We start from the raw sequence: 21,776 nt of genomic DNA, 5'->3' as shown, positions 1-21,776 counted from the left end.
GGAAGGCGCCGTGAGCGAGGAACGCGGCCTGGGCGGGGAACGCGCCGTGAGCGAGGAACGCGGCCTGGGCGGCGAACGCGCCGTGAGCGAGGAACGCGGCCTGGGCGGCGAACGCGCCGCGTGGGCCGCCGCCGGGGAAGCGGCGGCGCGCTGCGGCGTCCGGGTCCGCGACCTGGACGAGATCGCGGACTTCGAGCGGGTGCTCGGGCTGTTCGACGAGATCTGGCACCCGGACCCCGCCACCCCGCCCATCACGGTGGAGGTCATGCGGGCGCTGTCCCACGCGGGCAACTACGTGGCGGGCGCGTTCGACGGCGACCGGCTGGTGGGCGCCTCCGCCGGGTTCTTCGCCGCGCCCGCGGGCGAGGTGCTGCACTCACACGTCACCGGCGCGGTCCGGCGCGGCGCGGGCTTCGCGCTCAAGCTGCACCAGCGGGCCTGGGCGCTGCGGCGCGGCCTGACCCGCATCACCTGGACCTTCGACCCGCTCGTACGACGCAACGCCCATTTCAACCTGACCAAGCTGGGCGCCCTCCCCGAGGAGTACCTGCCCGAGTTCTACGGGCCGATGGCCGACGTCGTCAACGCGGGCGACGAGTCCGACCGTGTGCTCGCGGTGTGGCGGCTGGACGCGCCCCACGTCGTACGGGCGTGCGGGCGGGAGCCGTACCTGCCGGCGGTTCCGCGGGGCGCGGTCGAGGGGATCTCGCACGAGGGCGGACGGCCGGTCGCCCGGGCGGTCGAGGGCCCGGCGGTCCTCGTCGCCGTCCCCGAGGACGTCGAGTCGCTCCGCCGCGCCGATCCCGCGGCGGCCGGGGCGTGGCGGCTCGCCGTACGCGAGGTCCTGGGCGGTCTCATGGCCGGTGGCGCCCGGGTGACGGGGTTCTCCGGCGGCCGCTACGTGGTATGTGTCGAAGGGGAAGAGGCGGGGAAACCATGAGGGCCGATATCCCGGTCTGAGCCCGTTCCGCACCCCGGGTGGACCCTCCCGAGAGGGACGTTTGCCCAGTTTTGGCGTCAAATCTCCCTCCCAACCCCAGAACCTGACCTACTGTGATCATCTGGTCACAGGGGGGTCGGGTGAGCGTTTGGCACGGATGGTCGATACGGACACGCCTCACGGTGGTGTCGAGCGTCGTCATGGCGCTGCTCTGCACCATCGCGTCGGTGTTCATCCTGACGGCCGTCCGCGGCAGCGCCACGGACTACCGCCAGCAGCAGCTCGTCGCCGACGCCGTACGGGTCGTGCAGGAACTCCGGCGCAAGGGCCCTCCGACCAGCATCCCCGACCCCGGCGAGGTCGCCATCCAGCTCTACAACCCGGTCGGGACGCTGGTGGCCGCGACCGCGGACGTGAAAGGCGGGCCCCCACTCGGCGACTTCGGCACCCCCGACATCGACACCTACGCCATCAGGCATGTGTGCGACATGCCGTCGTTCCCCGGCGAGTGCAGGATGGTGCTGGCCTTCCCGATCGACCTGGCCAACGGCGTCTGGTGGCTCTACGCCGCCAACCCCGAGGTGCCGTGGTACGTCAGCGGTCCGCTGCTCGGCTCGCTCGCCGGAGGCTCGCTCCTGCTGGTTCTGCTGACGGCGCTCGGCGCGTACCGCACGGTCGGCACGACGCTCGCCCCCGTGGACGCGATGACCGACAAACTGGCGAAGATCACCTCGAGCGATCTCAGCCAGCGGGTGCCGGTGCCCCACTTCCACGACGAGCTCAGGCGGCTCGCCGTGACCGCGAACCAGACGCTGGACCGGGCCGAGTCCGCGGTGGACCGGCAGCGCCGCTTCGCCTCCGACGCCTCCCACGACCTGCGCAGCCCCCTGACGGCCATGCGCGCCGAGGTCGAGGAGGCCATGCTCCACCCGGACGAGACCGACTGGCAGGAGACGGGCAAGGCGCTGCTGGAGAGCCTGGACCGGCTCCAGAACCTGGTCACCGACCTGCTGCAGATCGCCAGGCTGGACGCCGGCGCCCCCGGGAGGAACGACCCGGTCGACCTGTCCGAGCTGGCCATGGGCGAGCTCGACCGCAGGACGCGCAAGGTCACGGTGAACCGGCGGCTCACCCCCGGCGTGGTGATCCGAGGCGACCGGCTCCGCCTGGCCCGCCTGCTGACCAACCTCCTCGACAACGCCGAGCGCCATGCCGAGCACGAGGTGACGCTCGTGGTCGAACGCCAGGGGAACACGGCCGTGATGGAGGTCGTCGACGACGGCGGCGGCATCCCGCCCGAGCAGCGAGAGGTGGTGTTCCAGCGCTTCGCCCGGCTCGATGCCGCGCGTAACAGGGATGCCGGGGGCACCGGGCTCGGCCTGCCCATCGCCCGGCAGATCGCCGAGAGCCACGGCGGCTCGCTGACGCTGGAGGACTCCCCCAAGGGCGCCCGGTTCGTGCTGCGGATCCCCCTGCCCGGCTGAGTCAGCCGGGTTCCCGGAAGGAGATGACCGTGGGCAGCGGCGTCTTGAGCGCCTCGGCGACCGCGTCGCCCAGCTCCTCCGGACGGTCGGCCACCCGTCCGCATGCGCCGTAGGCCGCGGCCAGGGTCATCAGGTCCGGGGCGTGCAGATCGACCCCGACCGGCGGCATCCCGCGCCGCCGCATCTCGTCCCTGATCTCGCCGAAACCGCCGTTCACCGCGACCACGATCGGCAGGCTGAGCCGCAGCTCGACGGCGGTGGCGAGCTCCTGCACGCTGAACTGCAGCGCGCCGTCGCCCGCCAGCACCACGACCGGCCGGTCCGGCCGGCCGACCTTGGCCCCGATGGCCGCGGGCAGCGCGAACCCGAGCGTGCCGTACCCGGCGGGGAAGAGGAACCGGCCGGGCGGGTCCACCGGCATCCCGACGATCGCGCCGTGGTAGCTCATCATCGAGTTGTCGCCGACCACGACCGTGTCGGCCGGCATCGCCTCGCGCAGCGCGGCGAGCTGCGGGGCCCACCGCCGGGCCACCTCGCGCAGCTCGGCGTCGCGCTCGCGCTCCACCCGGTCGTCCGGCGCGGGCGCGTCCCCCGTCTCCGGCACCCGGCCGGCCAGCCCCTCAAGGGCGAGAGCGGCGTCGGCCAGCACCGGCACGTCCGCCACGTGGTCGCCGTACATCTGGGCGGGGTCCACGTCCACGCGGATCAGCGTGCCGGGCAGGACGAAGCGGTCCTCCCACAAATCCGCCGGGCCGAGCTCGGTGCCGACGGCGAGCACGACGTCGCAGGAGGCCAGCCAGCGCCGCACGCCGGGCAGCCGCAGGGTCGCGCCGAGGCACAGGTGGTGACTCTCCGGGACGGAGCCCTTGCCGTTCGCCGTGGTGACCACGCGCGCCCCGGTGCGCTCGGCCAGCCGCATGGCGAGCCGCCCGGTGACCGGCTCGTCGTCGCCGGGCCGCTGCGCGCCGCCGCCGAGGACGATCGCGGGCCGGCGCGCCCCGCGCAGCAGCCGGGCGGCCCGGTCGAGCGCGGCCGGATCGGGCACCCGCGGCATCAGCCGGTACGGCCCGGCCAGGTCGGCGCTCCCCCGGCGTTCGAGCAGGTCGGCCGGTACCTCGACGTGGACGGGACGGGGGCGGCCCTCGGCGAACGAGGCGAACGCGCGGCCCACCGCGGCCGGGATCTCACGGATGGACGTGACGCGGTGGCTCCACGCGCAGAGCGCGTCCAGGGCGCCGGACTGGTCCTTGCTCTCGTGCAGGTAGCCGCGCCCCAGGCGGGGGTGGTCGCTCGGCACCCCCGGCGAGAGCAGCAGCACAGGTGTGGAGTCCGAGTATGCCTGGGCGAGCGCCGCCGCCGCGTTGACGACGCCGGGGCCGGTGGTGGTGAGCGCGACGCCGGGCCGTCCGGTGACCCGGGCGTACCCGTCGGCGGCGTATCCGGCGCCCTGCTCGTGGCGGGGGGTCACGCAGGAGACGCCACCGCGGGCCAGTTCCTCGTACACGGCCAGGTTGTGCGTGCCGGGGATGCCGAAGACCGTGTCCACACCGTGCGTCCGCAACGCGGCGACGAGCACCTCCGCCCCCGTGGCTTCCATCTCCACCCCACTCGGATTTCGACGCCAGGGCTGGTACGTGCGCATCGTATCTTCGAGTTACCTCACCGTGACAGAGGACCGCATTTCCGGCCCATCCGGATATAAAGGTATTAGGTGGACTAAATATCTCAGCGGATCACGACGTTGGGGTCGGGCCGGCCGCTCAACAGGTTGACGACGGAATCCACCGCCTGGCGGACCATCCGCTCCATCGACTGTTTCGTGTGCGACGCGATGTGCCCGGTGACGTACATGCGGTCGCCGAAATCGTTCAGCAGGTCCTTGGCGACGCTCGAGTCCTGGTAGTAGCCGTCGAAGACCGCCATCGCGAGCCGCCCTCCGGCGAGCGCGTCGCGCAGCGCCTCGGGATCGACGATCGAGGCCCGCGCGGTGTTGACCAGGATCGAGCCGGGACGGACCCGCGCGAGGACGCGACGGTCGATCAGCCCGGCGGTCTCGGCGTTGCCGCCGACCATGACGACGAGGACGTCGCTCCACTCGGCCAGCTCGGCGAGCTGCCGGAACCGCACCCCGAGGGTCATCTCCAGGCCTTCTTTGCGGGTGCGGTTGTAGTAGGAGACCCGGCAGCGGAACCCGAGCCGCAGGATGCCGGCGATGCGGGCGCCGATCTGCCCCAGGCCCACGATGCCGATCTTCTTACTGGCCAGCTCGTCGGGCAGCTCCTCGGCCCCTGACCAGTGCGGATAGACGGTGCCGAGATGCCGGGGGATGCGCCGGCTCGCGTTGATGATCTGCCCGACGGTGAACTCCGCCACGGCGTCCGGTGTCCGATCCGGCGTGTTGGTCACCACGATGCCGCGCCGGCGGGCCGCCGCCACGTCGATGAAGGTCTCGTAGCCGATGCCCAGGAACGCGATGACCCTGAGCCCGCCCGCGAGCTCCAGCACCTCCTCCGAGACGACCTCCTCGCCCCCGTGCAGGTAGGCCACCGCGTCCGTCAGCTCGTCCCGCAACGCCTGCGCCGTCGGCGTCTCACCCCGCCCGATGGACACCACCTGGCAGCCCAGGCCGTGCAGGGGAGCGAGGAGCCGCTCGTCGATGCCCGCACCGCTCACCACGATCTTCGCCGCGCCGACCGCGGCCCCCGCGAGCGCCATCTCACTACCTGCGACATCCACGGCGGATACGTGCTCGCTCGTCCGCATTTGAGACATGATCAGGTCTTTCGGCGTAAATGGCGGGCATTTCGGATTTTCGACACGGCCGCCCTTCTCGCGTAGACCCGCCGGAACGGATTCGGCGCGTCGGGAAACCCGAAATACCACAACGGTGCTGACCTCCCCAAGTGTAGGTCCGGCCAGGGACGCAGTCTCTTCCGGCCGCGATGGAATCACTCTTGACTTATTGTTGAAATGGAATTCAGCGGTAAGAATGGCAGCCATCCGTGCCGGACGATGTCCCCCGGCCGGATCTTCGTGGCGAGGGGGACCCATGAAACTTCAGCCGCGCCAGCAGCTCATGGAGCTCTGGGAGGCCGCCGCACGCACTTCCTACCGGGACAGGCAGTGGGTCTGGGGCGGGCGCGACGGCGCCAACTCGATCGCGGACGCCGAGCAGCTCCTGTGCCTGATGTACCCCGCGGCGGAGCTCCCCGGCTTCCGTCTCGACACTCCCGACGAGACCGCCGACGACGTGCTGAACGCGCTGGACGTGCTCGGCGACAGCGTCGAGATCCCCCGGCTGCTCCTGCGCCTCTTCACGCAATACCTGCGCACCTACACGTACGAGGACGGCCGGCCGGACTTCTCCGGCGGCAGCTACTTCCAGCCCGGCGCGCCCGACGACGAGATCACCGCCGACCAGCGCGCGATCGACGTCGTCGACTCCTACTCTATGTCGATCACGCTCATGCTGAGCATGCTCGGCTTCCTCAGGGTGTTCCGCCAGAGCGTGCGGCGCGAGGGCATCCGCCGGGAGATCCGCGAGCTGGAGGCCCTGGCCGGCGACCGGCTCTCCGCCGCCATGGTGGGGATGCTGCGCAGCTTCTCCGTCAACGCCTTCGAGCCCTCGTCGCCGCAGGGAGAGGCGCTGCTGCGCACGGCCAACCAGACGGGCGCGCCCAGACGGCGCGTCCTGGACGACTTCCAGAAGCAGCTCCAGGAGGTCCGCGCCGGACTGCGCGACCTCACCATCGGGTCCGGCGTCGTCGACCTCGACAACCCCAATCTGCTCTTCGAGTGCGGCTGGTCCTGGAGCGTCGTCAAGGACGCGCCGACCGTCGAGACGAACCTGGAGGTCGGCCAGCAGCCCAAGGGCGTCGCGGCCGACACGCCCTATCTCTACTTCACCGTGAACGCCCTGGTCGGCCTGGTCGACCTGTGGTCCGAACGCACCCGAGTCCTCGGCCTGCTCAACGACGACCAGCAGAAGCTCGCCACCGCGCTCCAGCGCCGCTGGGACCTCACCCAGGCCTACTGGCGCACCGTCGCCACATACGGCAGGGGCCGCTGGCCGCTGGAGGACATCCCGTGGCGGACCACCGACGGCAAGGAGTCCGACTACTACAGCCTCGGCGTCACCGCCATGGTCGTGCAGTACCTCGCCCGCAGCAGGGCGGGCGACGTGGACCTCAACCGGGTCGCCGGCATCCTGGAGGAGCTGGCGATGCGGGCGCGCATCATCCGCAGGGCGGTCCCGGGCGACCCGCCGGTGGCACTGCACACGCCGGGCGTCCGGGTGAACCTCCACGGCAGCGACGAGCTCGGGCCCCAGATGATCTGGGTCGTCTCCGACTTCGCCATCACGCTGCTCAAACGGACGATCTGGGTCTCCAACGTGGCGCAGAGCTCGCGTACCAGAGAGCGGCTGCACAACCTCGCCGACCAGATCTGGCAGCACATCCAGGCCCGCCAGTTCGCCGGCGGCGTCCACAAGGGCCTGTGGGACCAGCCGGCGAACGCCTTCCCCGACATCGGCCTCCGGTACGAACAGCCCTCGTGGTACTTCACGGAGCGGGTCGTGGAGTTCCTCGTGTCGCTGGCCCAGGCCTCGGGCGAGCCTCCGCTGCGCAGCTCCCAGCTCTTCGAGATCGCCGGCGAGATGCTGAGCGAGGCCGAGCACCTCCTCAGCAGGGAGCAGGTGCTGCGCCCCGCCCTCCCCGGGCAGCACCTGCGCTCCAGCGTCAGCGGCGTCCAGGCCGCGCTGCAGCGCGCCCGCGCCATCATGGGCGAGCGTCCGGGGAGCGCGATCGCGCTGATCAGCGACGCCCTGCTCGAACTCGAACGCCAGGCGACCGCGCGCGAGAACGCCTCGGAGGCGATGTAACGATGCTCGTGTTCGCCATCTCCGACAAGGGCGGCACCGGCCGCTCGGTCACGAGCAGCAACATCGTCTACCGTCGCGCGCTCCAGGGCAGCGACGTGTGCTACCTCGACTTCGACTTCGGCTCGCCCACCGCCGGCGCGATCTTCAGCGTCAGCTCGGTGGCGCGCGGCACCACCCAGGGCGGGATGCACCGTTACTTCGAGGGCCGGATCGCCGACCCGCACCGCATCGACATCTGGGCCGAGACCGACCGCGAGGGGCTGCGCGCCAAGCCGCCCGGAGCCGGTCAGATGGTGCTCTTCCCCGGCGACGAGGGCGGCGGCGAGTTCTCCACGGTGAGCGAGGAGATGCTGCTGCGCTGCGTCCGGCTCTTCACCCGCCTGGAGGAGGAGTTCGACCTGTGCCTGGTCGACCTCAGCGCCGGCCGCTCGTTCGCCGCCCAGATGGCGCTCGCCGCCACCGCGCGGCTGCCCGGGGTGCCCTTCCGCTGGCTCGTCTTCCACCGGTGGACCCGCCAGCACATCATCGCGGCCCACGGCCTCGTCCAGGGCAGACAGGGCCTGCTCGCGGCGGGTGTGGATCACGGTCACGACGGGGAGACCCTCGCCGACCACATCCGCTTCGTCCGCACCGCCGTGCTCGAACCGGACGCCGCCGAGCTCGAGGGGCTGCGCGAGACGCAGAAGGCGTGGCTGAACGAGTGCGACCGCGAGCTGCGCGAGCTGGCCCGCAGGTACGGCGTGGGCCGGACGTCGATGCTCGGCAAGATCCCGCTCGACCCGGTGCTTCAGTGGCGCGAGCAGCTCATCTCCGACGAGGACGTGCTGTCCAGCCAGATCGCGAACGCCGAGACGGTCGCGGCCTTCGACGACCTGGCCAAGAAGATCGTCGACGACAGCGCGTGGGAGGCCCTGTGACGCCGGCGTACGCCGCGTTCGGCGAGGTAGAGGCGGAGCGCAGGGTCGCCTCCGCCCCGCTGTCGCATGTGTCCATCGAGCTGGGCCACCTCTACATGGAGGACTTCCAGGCCGGGCCGGAGCGGCTGAGGGAGCAGTTCCGGCAGGTCGCCCCGTGGGCCGAGACCATGCGGGCGAGCTGGCGGGCCCGGGTGCCCGGCGGCCGGGCCAGGGTGAGCACCTGCTTCCTGATCGACGACTACTTCAGCAGGTTCAGCACACCGTCCGAGCTGGTGCCGATGGTGCTGGAGGCGGCGGCCGAGTGCGACCTGACCATCGACTACCTCGCCCGCGAGTCCGCCTGCGCCGAGGCGGACGGCGTGAAGCTGGCCCGGCTGGTGGAGGATCGGCTGGTCACCGACCCGCCTCCCGGCACCGACGGCTCGCGCCCGCCGGTCACCGAGACCGGCTGGCTCTGCAACGGCGCCAGGTCCCCGTACGGCGGCGCCGTACAGGCCATGGGGTCGGCCCGGGGGTGGGAGCCGCCGGCGCAGAACGCCAAGCGGCGGCACTCGATCTTCGTCGACGTCGAGCTGTGGGACAGCGACAGCCGGGGCCGCACCTGGTCCTGTCCGTTCCTGGCCGCGGTGTGGCAGCTCCTGCGGCTGGGCCTGATCCGCAACGACGGTGAGCTGCCGGTACGCCCGGTGCCGCGCGGGCCGTCGTTTCCGGCGAACTGGGACGAGCTCCCGGCGGTCGTCCAGCTCAACCCGGCCGCGGCCCCGTTCAGCGCGTACACGACGCTGTCGGTGCTGTCGACGCGCTTCCTGCCGGTGGAGCTGGCGGTGCGGACGATCCTCAGCCAGGTCTTCGTGGACGCGGCGGTCCTGCGGCAGGTGGCCGACCGCAGCGGCGGCGAGGGCATCCCCCTGCCGGACGAGCTCGTCGATCGCATCTCCTACATCTTCCTGGGGGCCTGACCACCGGATCCGTGATCGGAGCGCACATGCTGGTGATGGGGGAAGTCCGGACCGGGCTCCTGCAGAACTCGGGGGAGATCCCCGAGTCGCTGTGCCAGGGCGTCCTCGGGCTGCTCTCCGGCGAGCGGGTGCGGACCTCGCGCCGCCCCATCGTGTACGCGGTGTCGCCCGACCAGCTCACCGGGGTGGACTGCCGGCTGGCGTCCGCGTCGCGGGCGAGGGTCCGGGGGGTCGGGACGGTGCTGTCGCGGGCGTCGGTGACCGGCGGGCGGGTGCTCCAGGGGTCCTCGCACATCCAGGTGGCGCGCGCCGAGTCCGACCACCGCCTGTCGTGGTCGCACTACCTGGCGCGGCCCGGCGTGATCGAGGTGTTCGGCAAGGTGCGCGTTCCCGATCTGGCGGACGGCTTCGCCGACAGCGGCGGGTGGAACGACTGCCTGGACCTCGGCAGCGTGGGCGAGCGGTTCATGGACGTCGTGCAGGCGTCCCCGCTGCTGGACAGGAAGGCGCCCTTCCGCAGCGCGCGGACGCGGCTGCGCTGGGTCGCGGTGGCCGAGGAACCGGGCCGGGAGGGCCCCGGCATCCGGTTCACGCTGGGCCGCGACCGGGTGCGGACGCTGCGCCTGGTCCTGCCGGACGGGTTCACCCCCGATGTGGTGGACTTCTGCGAGGACCTGGCGCTGCACGACTGGCTGCTGACCACCCTGCTGGTGATCGTCGAGCGGGCCAGGGTGGGCACGGCGACGCGGGCGGAGGTCACCGCCAAGCTGGCCCCGGCGGTGGACCATCTGCTGCACCTGTGGATGCCGGCGGCCCGGCTGGACGACGACTTCGCCCCGCTCTGGGAGGCGCTGGAGCGGCGTCCCGGTTTCACCCGCCAGTGGCAGTCACTGGTCGCGCGCGTACGCGACCAGGTCGCGATCAACACGTTGGCTCTGCTGAGGGAGGCGGGCGGGTGGTAGGTGCCCATGCCAGGTAGGACGAGGCTCTCTGCCGAGATCATCCCCCGCACCCTCCGGAAGGTTCTCATCACCGCGGCGGTCGGGGTGCCCACATACTTCCTCACCAACGACAACGGGCCGGCCTTCAACCGCGAGCACTCCGCCTGGGCGCTGGTGCTGACCGTGTTCATCAGCGCCGTCGTCTTCCTGACGCAGTACCTCATCGAGGTCGACAAGCAGCTTGAGGCGACCCGCCTCGAGATGATCACCGGTCTGTCGCGGATCACCAAGGCGACCGAGCTGTTCAACCGGGTGGAGGCGTCGGCGGTGCAGACCGACGTGATCACGCAGTTGGTGAGCAACGCCACCCGGGTGGACAAGGAGATGCCAGCGCTGGTGCAGGCGTTCGCCCAGTCGGAGATCGCGCGGATCTCGACGCTGCTGCGGGAGCTGAGCGAGGGCAACGTCATCTATGAGGGCGAGGACCGCGACTGGCTGCTCGGCCTGACCCGGAACACCCAGCACACCCTCGACGCCCTCAGCCTCAACGTGGTGGACCAGGGGCCGAGCGAGTTCGACGGCGGGTTCTGGACGACGGACGCGGGCCAGCGCTACCTGGAGGCCCAGCGCGACCGGCTCCGGGCCGGGGTACGGATTCGTCGGATCTTCTTCGTGGACCGCGCCGAGCGGGTGGAGTCGGAGATGTTCCGCCGGATCTGCAAGATGCACACCGAGATCGGGATCGAGGTGCGCATCCTCACCCCGGACGACCTGTCCAGTCCGCTGGGGCTGCTCGACTTCATCATCTTCGACGACGACGTGAGCTACGAGATCACGCCGTCCGCGCCGCAGGTGGGACAGATCACCACGCACACGTTCGTGCACACCCTGCTGGTGCTGGAGCCGCCCCGGGTGCGGCAGCGGATCGAGCGGTTCAAGGAGCTGTGGGAGCAGGCTTCGGAGCCGTCCTGAGCGGGGTGAACGCGCGGTCCGGGCGGCAGATCTCCAGACTCCGCGCGATCTCCTCGTCGGCTCGGCCGTCCAGCACGGCCGTGACCAGCTCGGCGGTGGCCGGGGCGAGGGTGATGCCGAGGCCGGCGTGGCCGGTCGCCGCCACCAGCCTGCGGTGGTCGTCGACGTACCCGATGATCGGAATGTGGTCGGCGCTCGCCGGGCGCAGCCCCGCCCAGTGGCGCTCGACCGGCCAGTCCGCCACGGCCGGCATGAGCGTGGCCGTCCAGCGGGCGATCTCGTCGCGGCCGGCGGCGGTCGGGGTGGGGTCGCCCACACCCTCCTCGTAGGTGACGCCGACGGCGAGCCGCCCGTCGTGCCGGGGCACCAGGTACGGATAGCCGGTACGGCCGTCGGAGGTGATCTCGGCGAAGACGTGGTGGCGCAGCGGGTAGGTCGTGAAGCCGGGGCGGCGCACGTTGTACGCCTCGCCCTTGATCGGCAGCATCACGGCGTCGAGAGCGGGCAGCAGCAGGCCGCTGAGGTGCCCGGCGGCCACGATGACGGTCTCGGCGTGGATCGTCTCGCCGCCCCGCAGCTCGACGCGCGCGCCGCCGGGGCCGGACGCCACCCGCAGGGCGCGGGCCTCGAGCCGTACGGCGACGCCGGCGCGCTCCATCGTGCGGCGCAGCGCGCCCATCAGCTCGCGCGGGTCGAGGGCCAGCTCGTCCGGCAGCAGGAAGCCGCCGACCACCGCCTCGCTGAGGAGGGGTTCGAGCTTCCGGGCCTCGGCGGCGGTGAGCTGCTCGACCGCGAACGGCGACGCCTCCCACAGGGGCAGGATCTCCGTCTCCAGGCGGGTCATCTCCTCGTCGTCGAGGGCCACCTGGATGTCGCCGCCGTCCAGCACCGGGACCTCGACGCCGGAGATCTCGGCCAGCTCGGCCAGCCACGCCGGGTAGAGGTCGCGGCTGTGCTTGATGACGGGGCTCAGCCGGCCGAGGCACGAGCTCTCGGTCTGGGTGAGGATGCCGCCCATCGCGGCGTCCGAGGCCCCGAGGCCGAGCTGGGACGCCGCCTCGACGAGGACGACGCTCCGGCCCTGTGACCTGATCCTGTGCGCGATCGCGCATCCGATGACTCCGCCGCCGACGATCGCGACTTCACAGGTCTCACGCACGCAAGCTCCCCATGCTTCGCCGTTTCCGGGTTCCACAGTAGGTGAGGTCAGGACGTTCAAGAAGGTCACACACGCGTGCCCCATAGGAACTTTATCGCGAAAGAATCTTGTGAGTAGGGCAAACGCGCACGATTGCCGAAGTGTCCTGTTTGCACCGCTGACGGATGGCTCGTACAACTCAAAGGAGGCCGGCGGAAGCACCGGGAGAGGGGCGCGGATGAGCAGAACCGTCGTCGTCACAGGTGGAGCCTCGGGGATCGGCCGGGCGCTGGCCCGCGAGCTGGTCGCGCGGGGCGCGTATGTGACGGTCGCCGACGTCCGGAACGCCGAGGAGACGGCCGCCGAGCTCGGCTGCGCCCACGCCGTCCTCGACGTGACCGACGCGGGCGCGGTGCGGGACCTTTTCGCCGCCGTCCGGGACGAGCACGGCCGGCTCGACTACGTGTTCAACAACGCCGGGATCGCGATCGGCGGGTACGCGGACGAGATGACGCTCGACCACTGGAACGCCGCGATCGACGTCAACCTGCGCGGGGTGGTGCACGGGGTCCACGCGGCCTACCCGATCATGGTGCGGCAGGGCTTCGGCCACATCGTGAACACCGCCTCCCTCGCCGGGCTCACCCCGGCGCCGCTGATGGCCCCCTACACGGCGAGCAAGCACGCCGTCGTCGGCCTGTCGCTGGCGCTGCGCGCGGAGGCCGCCGCCCGGGGCGTCCGGGTGAGCGTCGTCTGCCCCGGTTTCGTGGACACCCCGCTGCTCGACCGCGCCAATCCGGGCCTGCCGCCGACGGAGGTCGGCGAGCAGGCCCGGCGGGCCGCGGTGCGGGCGCAGGGGCGGCTCTACCCGGTGGACGCGCTGGTCCGCGACATCCTGCGCGGCGTGGCCCGGAACCGCGCGCTCATCGTGGCGCCCGCCTCGGCCCGGCTCGTCTGGCGGCTGGTACGGCTGTCGCCCGCGCTGGCCACGCGGGCCGCCGGCCTCGCCGTACGGCGGGCGCGGTGGCAGAGCGGGCGGTAGCCGGAGCCCGCGACACGGTCCAGGCCGAACCCGGCGGAGTTCCGCTGGGACGCCCCTCCGAGCGGGGGCGCGGGCCGGATCGGCCGCCGCCCGGGTCGAGCGCGGAGCGGGAGCGGTCAGGCGGCCGGGTCGAGCGCGGAGCGGGAGCGGTCAGGCGGCCGGGCCTCGCACGCTGCGGAAGACGAGACCCGGCCACTCCCTATTGGAACATGCCAACGCGCGAAATTCGCCGCAATATCCGTGAATTCCGGACATACCATTTTGCGAGATTCACCGCGACACTCCCTGAGTTCGGCGTTCCGGGCGAGAGTCGCGGCGGCATGCCGGGAGTCCCGCGGCTCGCCGCCGGGCGGAGCGGGCGAGCCACGGTCCGAAGAGGGGCGCCTACCGCGCCAGGTTCCCGGCCAGGAGCTCGATCAGGGGCTCCCGCCGTACGCACTGGGTGAGCGCGAAGGAGTCGGCGAGGGCCACGAGCTCGTCGTCGGACAGACCGCGGAAGAGCTCCGCGTACTCCGGCAGCAGGGCCTGGGCGATGAGGATGTGCCGCAGGAGATCGTCGATCTGGTAGCGGGCGCCCCAGGGATAGGGGTCCCAGTTCGGGAACTCCCGCTCCATCAGGCCGTGCAGCGGCGCGAGGTCGGTCGCGGCCTCCTCCATGGTCGAGCCCCACCGGTCGGCGCCGAGCCGCTTCTTCTTGGCGATGAACGGCCCGAACCTGTCCATGTACGGCCCGGAGGCGTAGACGAGGCCCTGGAGGCCGACGTCCTTGTACGTCCACAGCGACCACCCGGCCTCCTGCGCGTCGTAGATCTCGAGCTGGTCGCGCAGGATCTGGCACCGCTGGGCGTCGATCTCGGGGGCGCCCGTGTAGACCGGGCCGAACTCGCCGACCCACACCGGCGTGCCGGTCTCCCGCTGGAAGGCGGTCCGCCGCTCGAAGGCGCGTTCCAGCTCGGCGCGGTCGCACCACTCGCCACGCGTGTAGCCGGGGTACGGCCCGCCGTGCGCGAACCCGGCCAGCGCGTAGTCGTGGCAGACGAACACCGTGTTCTCGTACACCTCACGAAATATCGAGAAGTCGGTGGAGTAACGGTTCCCGTCGAGGAAGAGCACGTGCGCCGGGTCCACCGCGCGCACCGCCTTGACCAGGCGGTCGTAGAACGGCCCGACCACGCGCCCCTCGACGTCCCCGGGCTCGTTGACGGGGTTGTAGCCCGCGACCCACGGGTGGTCCTTGTACCGGTCCGCGATCGCCTCCCACATGTGGACCGCGCGGTCCTGGAAATGCCGGTGGTGCCAGAAGGAGGCGACATGGGTGGGGTTGTCGGAGTGCCAGTGCTGGTTCTGGGCGCCGGGGAGGGCATGCATGTCGATCACGGAGTAGATGCCCCGGTCGCCGAGCAGGCCGATGACGCGGTCCAGATGGCGGAAGCCGTGTTCGACGATCTCCATCGGGCGGTCATCGGATTCGAAATGCCGGTAGTTGACCGGGATGCGCACGCAGTTGACCCCGAGATCCGCCAGCAGGTCCGCGTCGGCGGCGTCGAAGAACGCGGTGAGCAGCCGGTCGAAGAACAGTTCGTAGCGCTCCTCCCCCAGCACCTCGCGCACCGCGGCCCGCATCGAAGACTCGTTCGCCGGGTAGCCGGTGATGAAGTTCTCCATGTTCATCCAGCCCCCGAGGCCCACTCCGCGCAGCCGCACGGGGGCGCCGTCGGCGGTGACGAGGCGGGATCCGGACACACGCAGGGTCATCACAACTCCTTCTCAAAAGCACCGGGACGCGGCCCGGCGGTCATAGTGTTCGGCCGAACGCGAAGGGTCATCCCTTGCTGGCACCAGCGGTGAGCCCGCCGATGAGCTGGCGTTCGGCGACGCCGTAGAAGGCCAGTGCCGGCACCATCGCGAGCACGATGTACGCGAGGACCTTGGCGGTGTCCGAGACGTACTGGCCGGAGAACTGCTGGACCCCGAGCGGGACGGTCCACCAGTTGGGGTCGGTGAAGATCACCAACGGGAGGAAGAAGTTGTTCCAGCTCGCGACGATCGCGAGCACGGACACCGTGGCCAGCGCGGGCCGCGCCATCGGCAGCAGGATCCGCCAGAAGAAGCCGAAGGCGGTGCATCCGTCGATGGTCGCCGCCTCCTCGACCTCCCTCGGGATCGTCCGGAAAAAGGAGCGCAGGATGATGATCGTCATCGGCAGCCCGAAGGCGGCCTGCGGCAGGATCACCCCGAGCGGGTTGTCCAGCAGCCCCATGGTCCGCACCAGCACGAACAGCGGCAGGATCGCCACCGTGAACGGGAACATCAGCCCGACCGTGAACAGCGTGTACAGCGCCTCCCTGCCGCGGAACGCGAAGCGGGCGAAGACGAAGGCCGCCATGGCCGACAGGCCCACGACGACGAGCGTCGTGGCCAGCGCGATGAAGACGCTGTTGAGGATCTGCCGCCAGAACACGCCCGACGCGAGTACGTCCGTGTAGTTCTCCGGAGCCCACGGGGACGGCAGGCCGAACGGGTTCGTGGAGAGCTGCGCGGTGTCCTTGAACCCGCCGACGAGTGCGAAGAGCAGCGGCACGACGACGAGCGCGCCGAGCACCACGACGAGGGTCTGGAGCGAGACGGAACGGAGGAGGACGCCCGATCGCCGGGCCCGGGTGCGGTGGGTGTTCATCGCTGGTCCCGCATGGTGGTGATCGCTCCTTCGGTGTCGCGGCGCAGGACGTACCGCTGGTAGCCCAGCGCGAAGATCAGGCTGATCAGGAACATGACGACGCTGATCGCGGTGCCGTAGCCGACCTGGGACCGCTTGAAGCCGAACTGGAACATCGTGACGGCCATGGTCTCGGAGGAGTGGATCGGACCTCCGCTGGTCAGGACCCACACCAGGTCGAAGAGCTGGATCGCGCCGATGACCGACAGGAAGACGCTGATGCGGATCGTCGGCCCGAGCAGCGGCAGGGTGATGTAGCGGAACTGCTCCCACGCGCTCGCCCCGTCGATGGAGGCCGCCTCGCCCAGTTCCTTCGGGATGCCCTGCCGGCCGGCGAGGTAGAGGATCATGTGGAAGCCGAAGTACTTCCAGGTCATGACGATGAAGACGGACACGAGGACGGTGGACGGGTTACCGAGCCACTCCGACTCCAGCGACTCCAGCCCGACGGCGCCCAGGACCTGGTTCGCCAGCCCCTCGTCCGGCGACAGGATCATGGTGAACAGGACGCCGGTGATCACCTCGGACAGCATGTACGGCGCGAAGAACAGCATCCGGTAGACCGCGCGCCCGCGCATCTTCTGGTTGAGCAGCATCGCGATGCCGAGCGCCAGCGGGAGCTGGATCGTGACCGACAGGACGATCAGGATCAGGCCCCGCCACAGGTCGCCGAGGAAGATCTCGTCGCCGAACATCCGGGTGAAGTTGTCCAGCCCGATGAACTGGGTGGGCAGGCCGCCGAGGCCGTTCCACTTGAACAGGCTGGTGTATCCGGCGACGGCGATCGGCACCAGCACCAGGAGGGTGAAGAGCACCAGCGCCGGGAGCAGGAACAGGGTGATCGTCACCAGGCCGCGGAACCGCCGGCGGCGGGCCTCCGGAGGCGCCTGCGCGCGCGCCGTACGGGGATGGGCCGCGGGGCTCTCCGATCGCTCGCCCGTCAGGGCCGGGGGTGTCACGTCGCTTCGCTCCGTCCGTCGTCTCGTGGGTCCGTGCCGGGCGCGCGGGCCGGGCGAGGTCGTCGCCCGGCCCGCACTCCTGGGTGGGCTTATTCGGACTTGGCCGTCTCGGTGATGGCCTGCGCGACCTCCTCGGGGCTCTTGGAGCCCGCGATGAGCGCCGCCACGCTGTCGTTGACCTCCTGGCCCACGGCGGGCGGGTAGGCCTGATCGAGGTAGAGCTGGAACCCGGTCGCGGAGGCGAGCGTCTTCGCGACGACGGCGAGGTTCGGGTCCTTGACCGCGTCCTCCTCGTCCTTGAGCACGGGCAGGATCGCGCCGGATTCCACCACCTTGCGGTGCTGGGCCGGGTCGTGGAGGAACTTCAGGAAGTCGAGCGCCTCGGCCGGGGCGTTCGCGCCGACCGCGTAGCCGCCGCCACCGCCGAAGGCGTCGGTCGCCGAACCCTTGCCGCCCTCGACGGCGGGGAAGGGGAAGAAGCCGAGGTTCTCACCGAGCCCCTTGCCCGCGTCGTTCTCGACGGCCGGAGCCCACTGGCCCATCAGCTCCATCGCGGCCTTGCCGTTGCTCACGGTGGCCGCCTGGCCGTCGGGGGTCGAGTAGCCCGCGCCGAGGAAGCCCTTCTGGAACGGCTGGAGGTCGACGAGCTGCTTGAGGTGCTCGCCCGCCGACACGAACTCCGGCTTGGTGAAGTCGTGGTCGGCGCCCGCCTGCTTGAGCGCGTCCAGGCCGGCGATGCGCATGGCGAGGTAGGCCCAGTAGTAGTGGCCCGGCCATTTCTCCTTGCCGGCCAGGGCGATCGGCGTGACGCCCGCGGTCTTGAGTTTCTTGACGTCGTCGAGGAACTGGCTCCACGTGCCCGGCGGCTCGGTGATGCCCGCCTTGGCGAACAGCGCCTTGTTGTACCAGAAGCCGACCATGCCGATGTCGTCCGGGATCGCGTACGTCTTGCCGTCGAACTGGTACGCCTGCAGGGAGGCCGGGGTGAAGTTGCCGATCCAGGACGCGGTGTCGGCGGAGAGGTCCTTCACCAGCCCCGCGTCGATCTGTTGCTGGAGGACGCCGCCGCCCCAGGTCGCGTAGATGTCGGGTGCCTTCCCCGACTGGGTCGCGGTGGCGATCTTGGCCTTGAACGCCTCGTTCTCGATGGGGACGTTCTTGATCGTCACGTTGGGGTGGGCCGCCTCGTACGCCTTGGCCTGCTCGGCGAGGAGGGACTTCCACGGCTCGGTGGTGGCGATGTTCCACCACTCGACGGTGACCTTCTCGGACGCGGTCTTGTCCGCCGCTCCGTCGCCGCCCTGGCTGGAGCAGCCCGCCAGGACGAGCGCGGCCGTCGCGAACAAGACCACACCTCGTCGCGTCAACGACATGTCAGTGCTTCCCTTCCTCATCTCCGGACCCGCGCGGAGCCCGAGTGAAAGTTTCAGGTGCACCCCCGAATATTTCGTGACCCGGAGAATAGGTAGATCGCGCGTTACGCGTCAATAGTCTCCGTGGGAGCGATCCCATAGCGGGGAATACCGGGGGAAGCGCATCCGAAAGTTTTCGGCTAATCTGTCGTCCATGCCAGCGAAGAGACGGGTGACGATCGCCCTGATAGCCAAGGAGGCCGGAGTCTCCGTCCCCACTGTCTCGAAGGTGATCAACGGCCGGCCCGAGGTGGCGTCCGAGACCAGGCAGCGGGTCGAGCGCCTCCTCCACAAACACGGCTACCAGCGCAGGACCGGCCACGGTGACGGGCCGGTCGGCCTCGTCGACCTGGTCTTCGCCGAGGTCGAGAGCCCGTGGGCGATGGAGCTGATCCGCGGCGCCGAGACCGCGGCGCGCGAGACGGAGGCGAGCGTGGTCGTCTCCGTGCTGCACACCAAGACCGGCCCCGGCCGCGACTGGATCGACCGCATCGCGGCCCGCCGCACCGACGGCGCGATCATCGTCGGGTCGCATCTGTCCACGCGCCAGCAGGGGCAGCTCAACGCCCGCGCCATCCCGTTCGTGGTGGTGGACCCGGACGGCGAGCCCGCCCCCGGCATGACGTCGGTGGGCGCCACCAACTGGCACGGCGGGCTGGCCGCCACCCGGCACCTGCTCGAACTCGGCCACACCAGGATCGGCATGATCGGGGGCCCGCCCGACATGCTCTGCAGCCGGGCCCGCATCGACGGATACCGGGCCGGGCTCGAGACCGCGGGCCTCGCCGTCGACCCCGAGCTGATCAGGAACGGCGACTTCCTCGTCGGCTCCGGCCGGGACCAGGGGCACGCGCTGCTGTCGCTCCCCGACCCGCCTACCGCGATCTTCGCGGGCTGCGACATGCAGGCGTTCGGTGTCTTCGAGGCGGCCAGGCAGCGCGGCCTGCGGGTGCCGGAGGACCTGTCCGTGGTCGGCTTCGACGACCTCCCCCTCGCCCGTTCCGCCTGGCCACCGCTGACCACCGTCCGCCAGCCGCTCCAGGAGATGGCCGCGCTCGCCGCCCGGATGGTCCTCGCCATCGGCAGGGGCGAGGTGCCCGAGCCGCGCCGGGTTGAGCTGGCCACCGATCTGGTCGTCAGGGAGAGCACCGCGCCTCCGCGCGTCGCGTGACCGGCTCTTCCGCCGGGCGGCTCACACCCGATGACCTCTTCAAGGTCCGTACGAGTCGCCCGGCGCGCTAGGGTTTCTCGCGAAATGTCCAGGTGGACGAGACGGAGCGGACGGTTGCGGGGTTGGCGTGGAGCGGCCGTCACGGCGCTCATGGCGGCGATCGTTACGGTTCTCATCGGCGGCCCCCGCACGGCGTACGCCGCCGAGCGGGCCGTGGGGACCGAGGAGCGGCCGTGCCCGGTCGCGGTTCCCGCGGGCACGACCTGCGGATACCTGCTCGTGCCCGAGCGGCGTGACGTGCCGGGCAGCAGGACGATCCGGGTGGGCTACGCCGTCCACCGATCGACCTCACCGCAGCGCCGGCCCGACCCCGTGGCGTACTCCAGCGGCGGCCCCGGGTCGCCGTCACTGCGGCTCGCCGGCTTCCTGACGCAGATGTTCCCGGATCGGGACGTGGTCGTCATCGAGCAGCGGGGCAGCCGCTACTCGGAGCCCTCGCTGGCCTGCCCGGAGGTGATGGGCGGCCTGGTCGAGACGTTGAAGACGCCCAAGGCGACGACGGAGGAGACCGCTCCCGTCCTGCAGGGCGCGCTGACCTGCCAGAGCCGTTACCAGGCCGAGGGGATCGACCTGCGCGGCTACCGCACCGAGGAGATCGCCGCCGACGTGACGGACCTGCGCGCGGCGCTCGGCTACGAGCAGTGGAACCTGATGGGCGTCAGCTACTCCACCCGCTCGATGGCGGAGGCCGCCGCCAAGGACCCGCGCGGCACCCGCGCCCTGGTGCTCGACTCGTTCCTCCCCGCCCAGGTCAACTGGTACGACACGGCCGCGTCCGACCTGCGGGCGACGCTGGCCAAGCTGGGCGCGGCGGGCCGGTTCGACGAGATGCTGGCCCGGTACAACGCCGCCCCGGCCGCGTTCCAGACCACGGACCCGCTGACCCGCAAGCGGATCGGCGTGCGGCTGACCGGCGACGACATCGCGACGATCCTCGGGGAGGCCATGCGGGAGACGGAATTCCTCCCGCTGGTGCCCGCGCTCGTGGACGCGCTCGCGGACGGCAGGAAGGAACTGCTCCGGCCGGTCGTCGACGCGGCGGGCGACGCGCTGACCTCGCACGACTGGGGCCTGTACTACGCGGTCCAGTGCCAGGACGAGGTCCCGTTCAACACGTTCGCCGCCGCTGCCGGGCCGCGGCTGTTCACCGGCGTCGCGGACGCCGCCGTGTGCGCCGGCTGGCATCTGCCCCGCAGCTCGGACGAGGCCGGGGCCGTCGAGGCGCCGACCCTGGTCCTCGGCGGGCAGTACGACCCGACCACGCCGCCGGAGAGCGCGCGGGCGGCCGCGGGCGACATCCCGTCCGCCCGGTTCGCCGAGTTCGCGGGCGTCGGGCACGGGGTGTTCCTGGCGAGCGAGTGCGGACGCCGGACGATCTCCGCGTTCCTCGACGCCCCCGCGGCGGCCGCCTCCGGCTCCGCGACCGGTTCCGGTTCCGCGGGAGCGGTGTGCGACCCGGGCGCGGGCGCCTCCGCCCCGGTCCGGCCGGGTGACCTGCACCTGACGGCCGCGCCGTACCGGATCTCGCAGTCGCCGGCGCTGATCGCCCCGTTCGCGGTCTTCGTGCTCGTGGCGGCGGCGCAGGTCGTGGCCGGGCTCGTCGCGCTGGTGCGCCGCCGAGGCGGCGCGGTGCGCGTGCTGGCCGGGCTGGCCGGGCTCGCCTTCGCCGGTCTGACCGCGCTGAGCGTCACCGGCGTGCCGAACGACATCGTGTTCGCCATCGGCCTTCCTCCGGCGATCGCCTGGTACGGCCTGCTCGCGGCGGCCGCCACGGTGTTGTCGATCACGGCCGCCTTCCGGCTGCGCGCCGCCTCGGCCGACATCGTCCCCGTGATGACCGGTCTCGTCTTCATCACCTGGATGTACGGCTGGGCGCTCGCCTGACCCACCGCCGAGGGCGGGCCACGTAAGCGCCCCGAGCGTGCCGTACTGCAGGCGCGGCCCGGGGAACCTTCTTTAATTGGCGAACACCGAGCGTGGGCGGATCACGCTCATGCACACTGTGCCGGTGAGCGCTGACAGAGCCGGTCCCCGCGGGGCGTCGCCCTCGATGCCGGTCGCCGAGGTGGGCCCGCTCGTGCGCGAGCGGCACGCGCCGCTCGTCGGCGGTGAGCGCGCGCAGGATCCCGGCGGAGACCACGCTCCTGCCGTTCCTTCTCCTGACGCCGGGCACGGGCGGGCGG

At 71.4% G+C, this 21,776-nt stretch carries 18 protein-coding genes; 10 read left to right on the top strand and 8 right to left on the bottom strand.

Features of this window, described 5'->3' with window-relative positions:
* Positions 1 to 10 precede the first annotated feature (10 nt).
* Positions 11 to 940, top strand: a complete 930-nt coding sequence (locus AWQ71_RS11340; RefSeq protein WP_245658216.1) for a GNAT family N-acetyltransferase — start codon at positions 11 to 13, stop codon at positions 938 to 940.
* A 185-nt stretch (positions 941 to 1,125) separates the two neighbouring features.
* Positions 1,126 to 2,424, top strand: coding sequence for a sensor histidine kinase (locus tag AWQ71_RS11335; RefSeq protein ID WP_245658215.1), 1,299 nt, complete (start codon positions 1,126 to 1,128; stop codon positions 2,422 to 2,424).
* Position 2,425: 1 nt separating this feature from the next.
* Here AWQ71_RS11335 and AWQ71_RS11330 read toward each other — a convergent pair whose 3' ends face one another.
* Together AWQ71_RS11330 and AWQ71_RS11325 are read right to left on the bottom strand one after the other, a co-directional pair.
* Complete coding sequence (locus AWQ71_RS11330) at positions 2,426 to 4,021, bottom strand: thiamine pyrophosphate-binding protein (RefSeq protein ID WP_067131570.1); 1,596 nt, start codon at positions 4,019 to 4,021, stop codon at positions 2,426 to 2,428.
* Positions 4,022 to 4,149: 128 nt separating this feature from the next.
* Entirely contained in the window at positions 4,150 to 5,187 is a 1,038-nt protein-coding gene (locus AWQ71_RS11325) for a 2-hydroxyacid dehydrogenase (protein WP_169806547.1), read from the bottom strand.
* A gap of 286 nt (positions 5,188 to 5,473) precedes the next feature.
* Here AWQ71_RS11325 and AWQ71_RS11320 point away from each other — a divergent pair, with 286 nt between their 5' ends.
* The 5 genes from AWQ71_RS11320 to AWQ71_RS11300 are packed head-to-tail and all read left to right on the top strand — an operon-like array spanning position 5,474 to position 11,095.
* On the top strand, positions 5,474 to 7,306 hold the full coding sequence (locus tag AWQ71_RS11320; protein WP_067131051.1) for an SCO2524 family protein: 1,833 nt from the start codon (positions 5,474 to 5,476) through the stop codon (positions 7,304 to 7,306).
* Between the two features lie 2 nt (positions 7,307 to 7,308).
* Positions 7,309 to 8,223 carry an SCO2523 family variant P-loop protein gene (locus AWQ71_RS11315; RefSeq protein ID WP_067131048.1) on the top strand — a complete coding sequence of 305 codons (915 nt, stop codon included), beginning with the start codon at positions 7,309 to 7,311 and terminating at the stop codon, positions 8,221 to 8,223.
* Complete coding sequence (locus tag AWQ71_RS11310; protein WP_067131045.1) at positions 8,220 to 9,182, top strand: SCO2522 family protein; 963 nt, start codon at positions 8,220 to 8,222, stop codon at positions 9,180 to 9,182. The genes AWQ71_RS11315 and AWQ71_RS11310 overlap by 4 nt, the downstream gene beginning before the upstream one ends.
* A gap of 26 nt (positions 9,183 to 9,208) precedes the next feature.
* Positions 9,209 to 10,144, top strand: coding sequence for an SCO2521 family protein (locus AWQ71_RS11305; protein WP_067131566.1), 936 nt, complete (start codon positions 9,209 to 9,211; stop codon positions 10,142 to 10,144).
* A 6-nt stretch (positions 10,145 to 10,150) separates the two neighbouring features.
* Entirely contained in the window at positions 10,151 to 11,095 is a 945-nt protein-coding gene (locus AWQ71_RS11300) for a hypothetical protein (protein WP_157570294.1), read from the top strand.
* Here the strand turns inward: AWQ71_RS11300 and AWQ71_RS11295 are convergent.
* Entirely contained in the window at positions 11,058 to 12,254 is a 1,197-nt protein-coding gene (locus tag AWQ71_RS11295; protein WP_067131039.1) for an NAD(P)/FAD-dependent oxidoreductase, read from the bottom strand. The genes AWQ71_RS11300 and AWQ71_RS11295 overlap by 38 nt on opposite strands.
* Positions 12,255 to 12,471: 217 nt before the next feature.
* On the opposite strand from AWQ71_RS11295, the gene AWQ71_RS11290 reads away from it, so the two are divergent.
* Positions 12,472 to 13,275 carry an SDR family NAD(P)-dependent oxidoreductase gene (locus tag AWQ71_RS11290; RefSeq protein WP_067131037.1) on the top strand — a complete coding sequence of 268 codons (804 nt, stop codon included), beginning with the start codon at positions 12,472 to 12,474 and terminating at the stop codon, positions 13,273 to 13,275.
* Between the two features lie 384 nt (positions 13,276 to 13,659).
* Here AWQ71_RS11290 and AWQ71_RS11285 read toward each other — a convergent pair whose 3' ends face one another.
* The 4 genes from AWQ71_RS11285 to AWQ71_RS11270 form a co-directional block, all read right to left on the bottom strand.
* Positions 13,660 to 15,030 carry a glycoside hydrolase family 5 protein gene (locus AWQ71_RS11285; RefSeq protein WP_067131034.1) on the bottom strand — a complete coding sequence of 457 codons (1,371 nt, stop codon included), beginning with the start codon at positions 15,028 to 15,030 and terminating at the stop codon, positions 13,660 to 13,662.
* A 67-nt stretch (positions 15,031 to 15,097) separates the two neighbouring features.
* Positions 15,098 to 15,952, bottom strand: a complete 855-nt coding sequence (locus AWQ71_RS11280; RefSeq protein ID WP_067131031.1) for a carbohydrate ABC transporter permease — start codon at positions 15,950 to 15,952, stop codon at positions 15,098 to 15,100.
* Positions 15,949 to 16,950: a carbohydrate ABC transporter permease gene (locus AWQ71_RS11275; protein WP_067131028.1), complete on the bottom strand. Its 1,002-nt coding sequence runs from the start codon at positions 16,948 to 16,950 to the stop codon at positions 15,949 to 15,951. Before AWQ71_RS11275 ends, AWQ71_RS11280 begins: the two co-directional genes overlap by 4 nt.
* An 89-nt stretch (positions 16,951 to 17,039) precedes the next feature.
* The gene (locus tag AWQ71_RS11270; protein WP_245658239.1) at positions 17,040 to 18,302 is read right to left on the bottom strand and encodes an extracellular solute-binding protein; all 1,263 of its coding nucleotides are present in this window, start codon (positions 18,300 to 18,302) and stop codon (positions 17,040 to 17,042) included.
* 214 nt (positions 18,303 to 18,516) lie between these two features.
* Here AWQ71_RS11270 and AWQ71_RS11265 point away from each other — a divergent pair, with 214 nt between their 5' ends.
* Positions 18,517 to 19,533 (top strand): LacI family DNA-binding transcriptional regulator, encoded by a 1,017-nt coding sequence (locus tag AWQ71_RS11265; RefSeq protein ID WP_067131025.1) that lies wholly within the window; start codon positions 18,517 to 18,519, stop codon positions 19,531 to 19,533.
* A gap of 114 nt (positions 19,534 to 19,647) precedes the next feature.
* A complete protein-coding gene (locus AWQ71_RS11260; protein WP_157570293.1) occupies positions 19,648 to 21,477 on the top strand; it encodes an alpha/beta hydrolase in 1,830 nt (609 codons plus the stop codon).
* Here AWQ71_RS11260 and AWQ71_RS44610 read toward each other — a convergent pair.
* On the bottom strand, positions 21,446 to 21,733 hold the full coding sequence (locus AWQ71_RS44610) for a hypothetical protein (RefSeq protein ID WP_369407195.1): 288 nt from the start codon (positions 21,731 to 21,733) through the stop codon (positions 21,446 to 21,448). The two genes, AWQ71_RS11260 and AWQ71_RS44610, sit on opposite strands and share 32 nt — an antisense overlap.
* Positions 21,734 to 21,776 lie beyond the last annotated feature (43 nt).

This window comes from Microtetraspora malaysiensis, from assembly GCF_001528665.1.
Classification (GTDB): domain Bacteria; phylum Actinomycetota; class Actinomycetes; order Streptosporangiales; family Streptosporangiaceae; genus Microtetraspora_A; species Microtetraspora_A malaysiensis.
This window is presented reverse-complemented; position numbering and strand designations above follow the sequence as displayed.

What these genes read in the sequence shown, in the direction of transcription:
- AWQ71_RS11330 (WP_067131570.1), bottom strand. Translation starts at nt 4,021, where the DNA reads ATGGAAGCCACGGGGGCGGAGGTGCTCGTCGCCGCGTTGCGGACGCAC.
- AWQ71_RS11325 (WP_169806547.1), bottom strand. Translation starts at nt 5,187, where the DNA reads ATGCGGACGAGCGAGCACGTATCCGCCGTGGATGTCGCAGGTAGTGAG.
- AWQ71_RS11320 (WP_067131051.1), top strand. Translation starts at nt 5,474, where the DNA reads ATGAAACTTCAGCCGCGCCAGCAGCTCATGGAGCTCTGGGAGGCCGCC.
- AWQ71_RS11315 (WP_067131048.1), top strand. Translation starts at nt 7,309, where the DNA reads ATGCTCGTGTTCGCCATCTCCGACAAGGGCGGCACCGGCCGCTCGGTC.
- AWQ71_RS11305 (WP_067131566.1), top strand. Translation starts at nt 9,209, where the DNA reads ATGCTGGTGATGGGGGAAGTCCGGACCGGGCTCCTGCAGAACTCGGGG.
- AWQ71_RS11300 (WP_157570294.1), top strand. Translation starts at nt 10,151, where the DNA reads ATGCCAGGTAGGACGAGGCTCTCTGCCGAGATCATCCCCCGCACCCTC.
- AWQ71_RS11290 (WP_067131037.1), top strand. Translation starts at nt 12,472, where the DNA reads ATGAGCAGAACCGTCGTCGTCACAGGTGGAGCCTCGGGGATCGGCCGG.
- AWQ71_RS11285 (WP_067131034.1), bottom strand. Translation starts at nt 15,030, where the DNA reads ATGACCCTGCGTGTGTCCGGATCCCGCCTCGTCACCGCCGACGGCGCC.
- AWQ71_RS11280 (WP_067131031.1), bottom strand. Translation starts at nt 15,952, where the DNA reads ATGAACACCCACCGCACCCGGGCCCGGCGATCGGGCGTCCTCCTCCGT.
- AWQ71_RS11265 (WP_067131025.1), top strand. Translation starts at nt 18,517, where the DNA reads ATGCCAGCGAAGAGACGGGTGACGATCGCCCTGATAGCCAAGGAGGCC.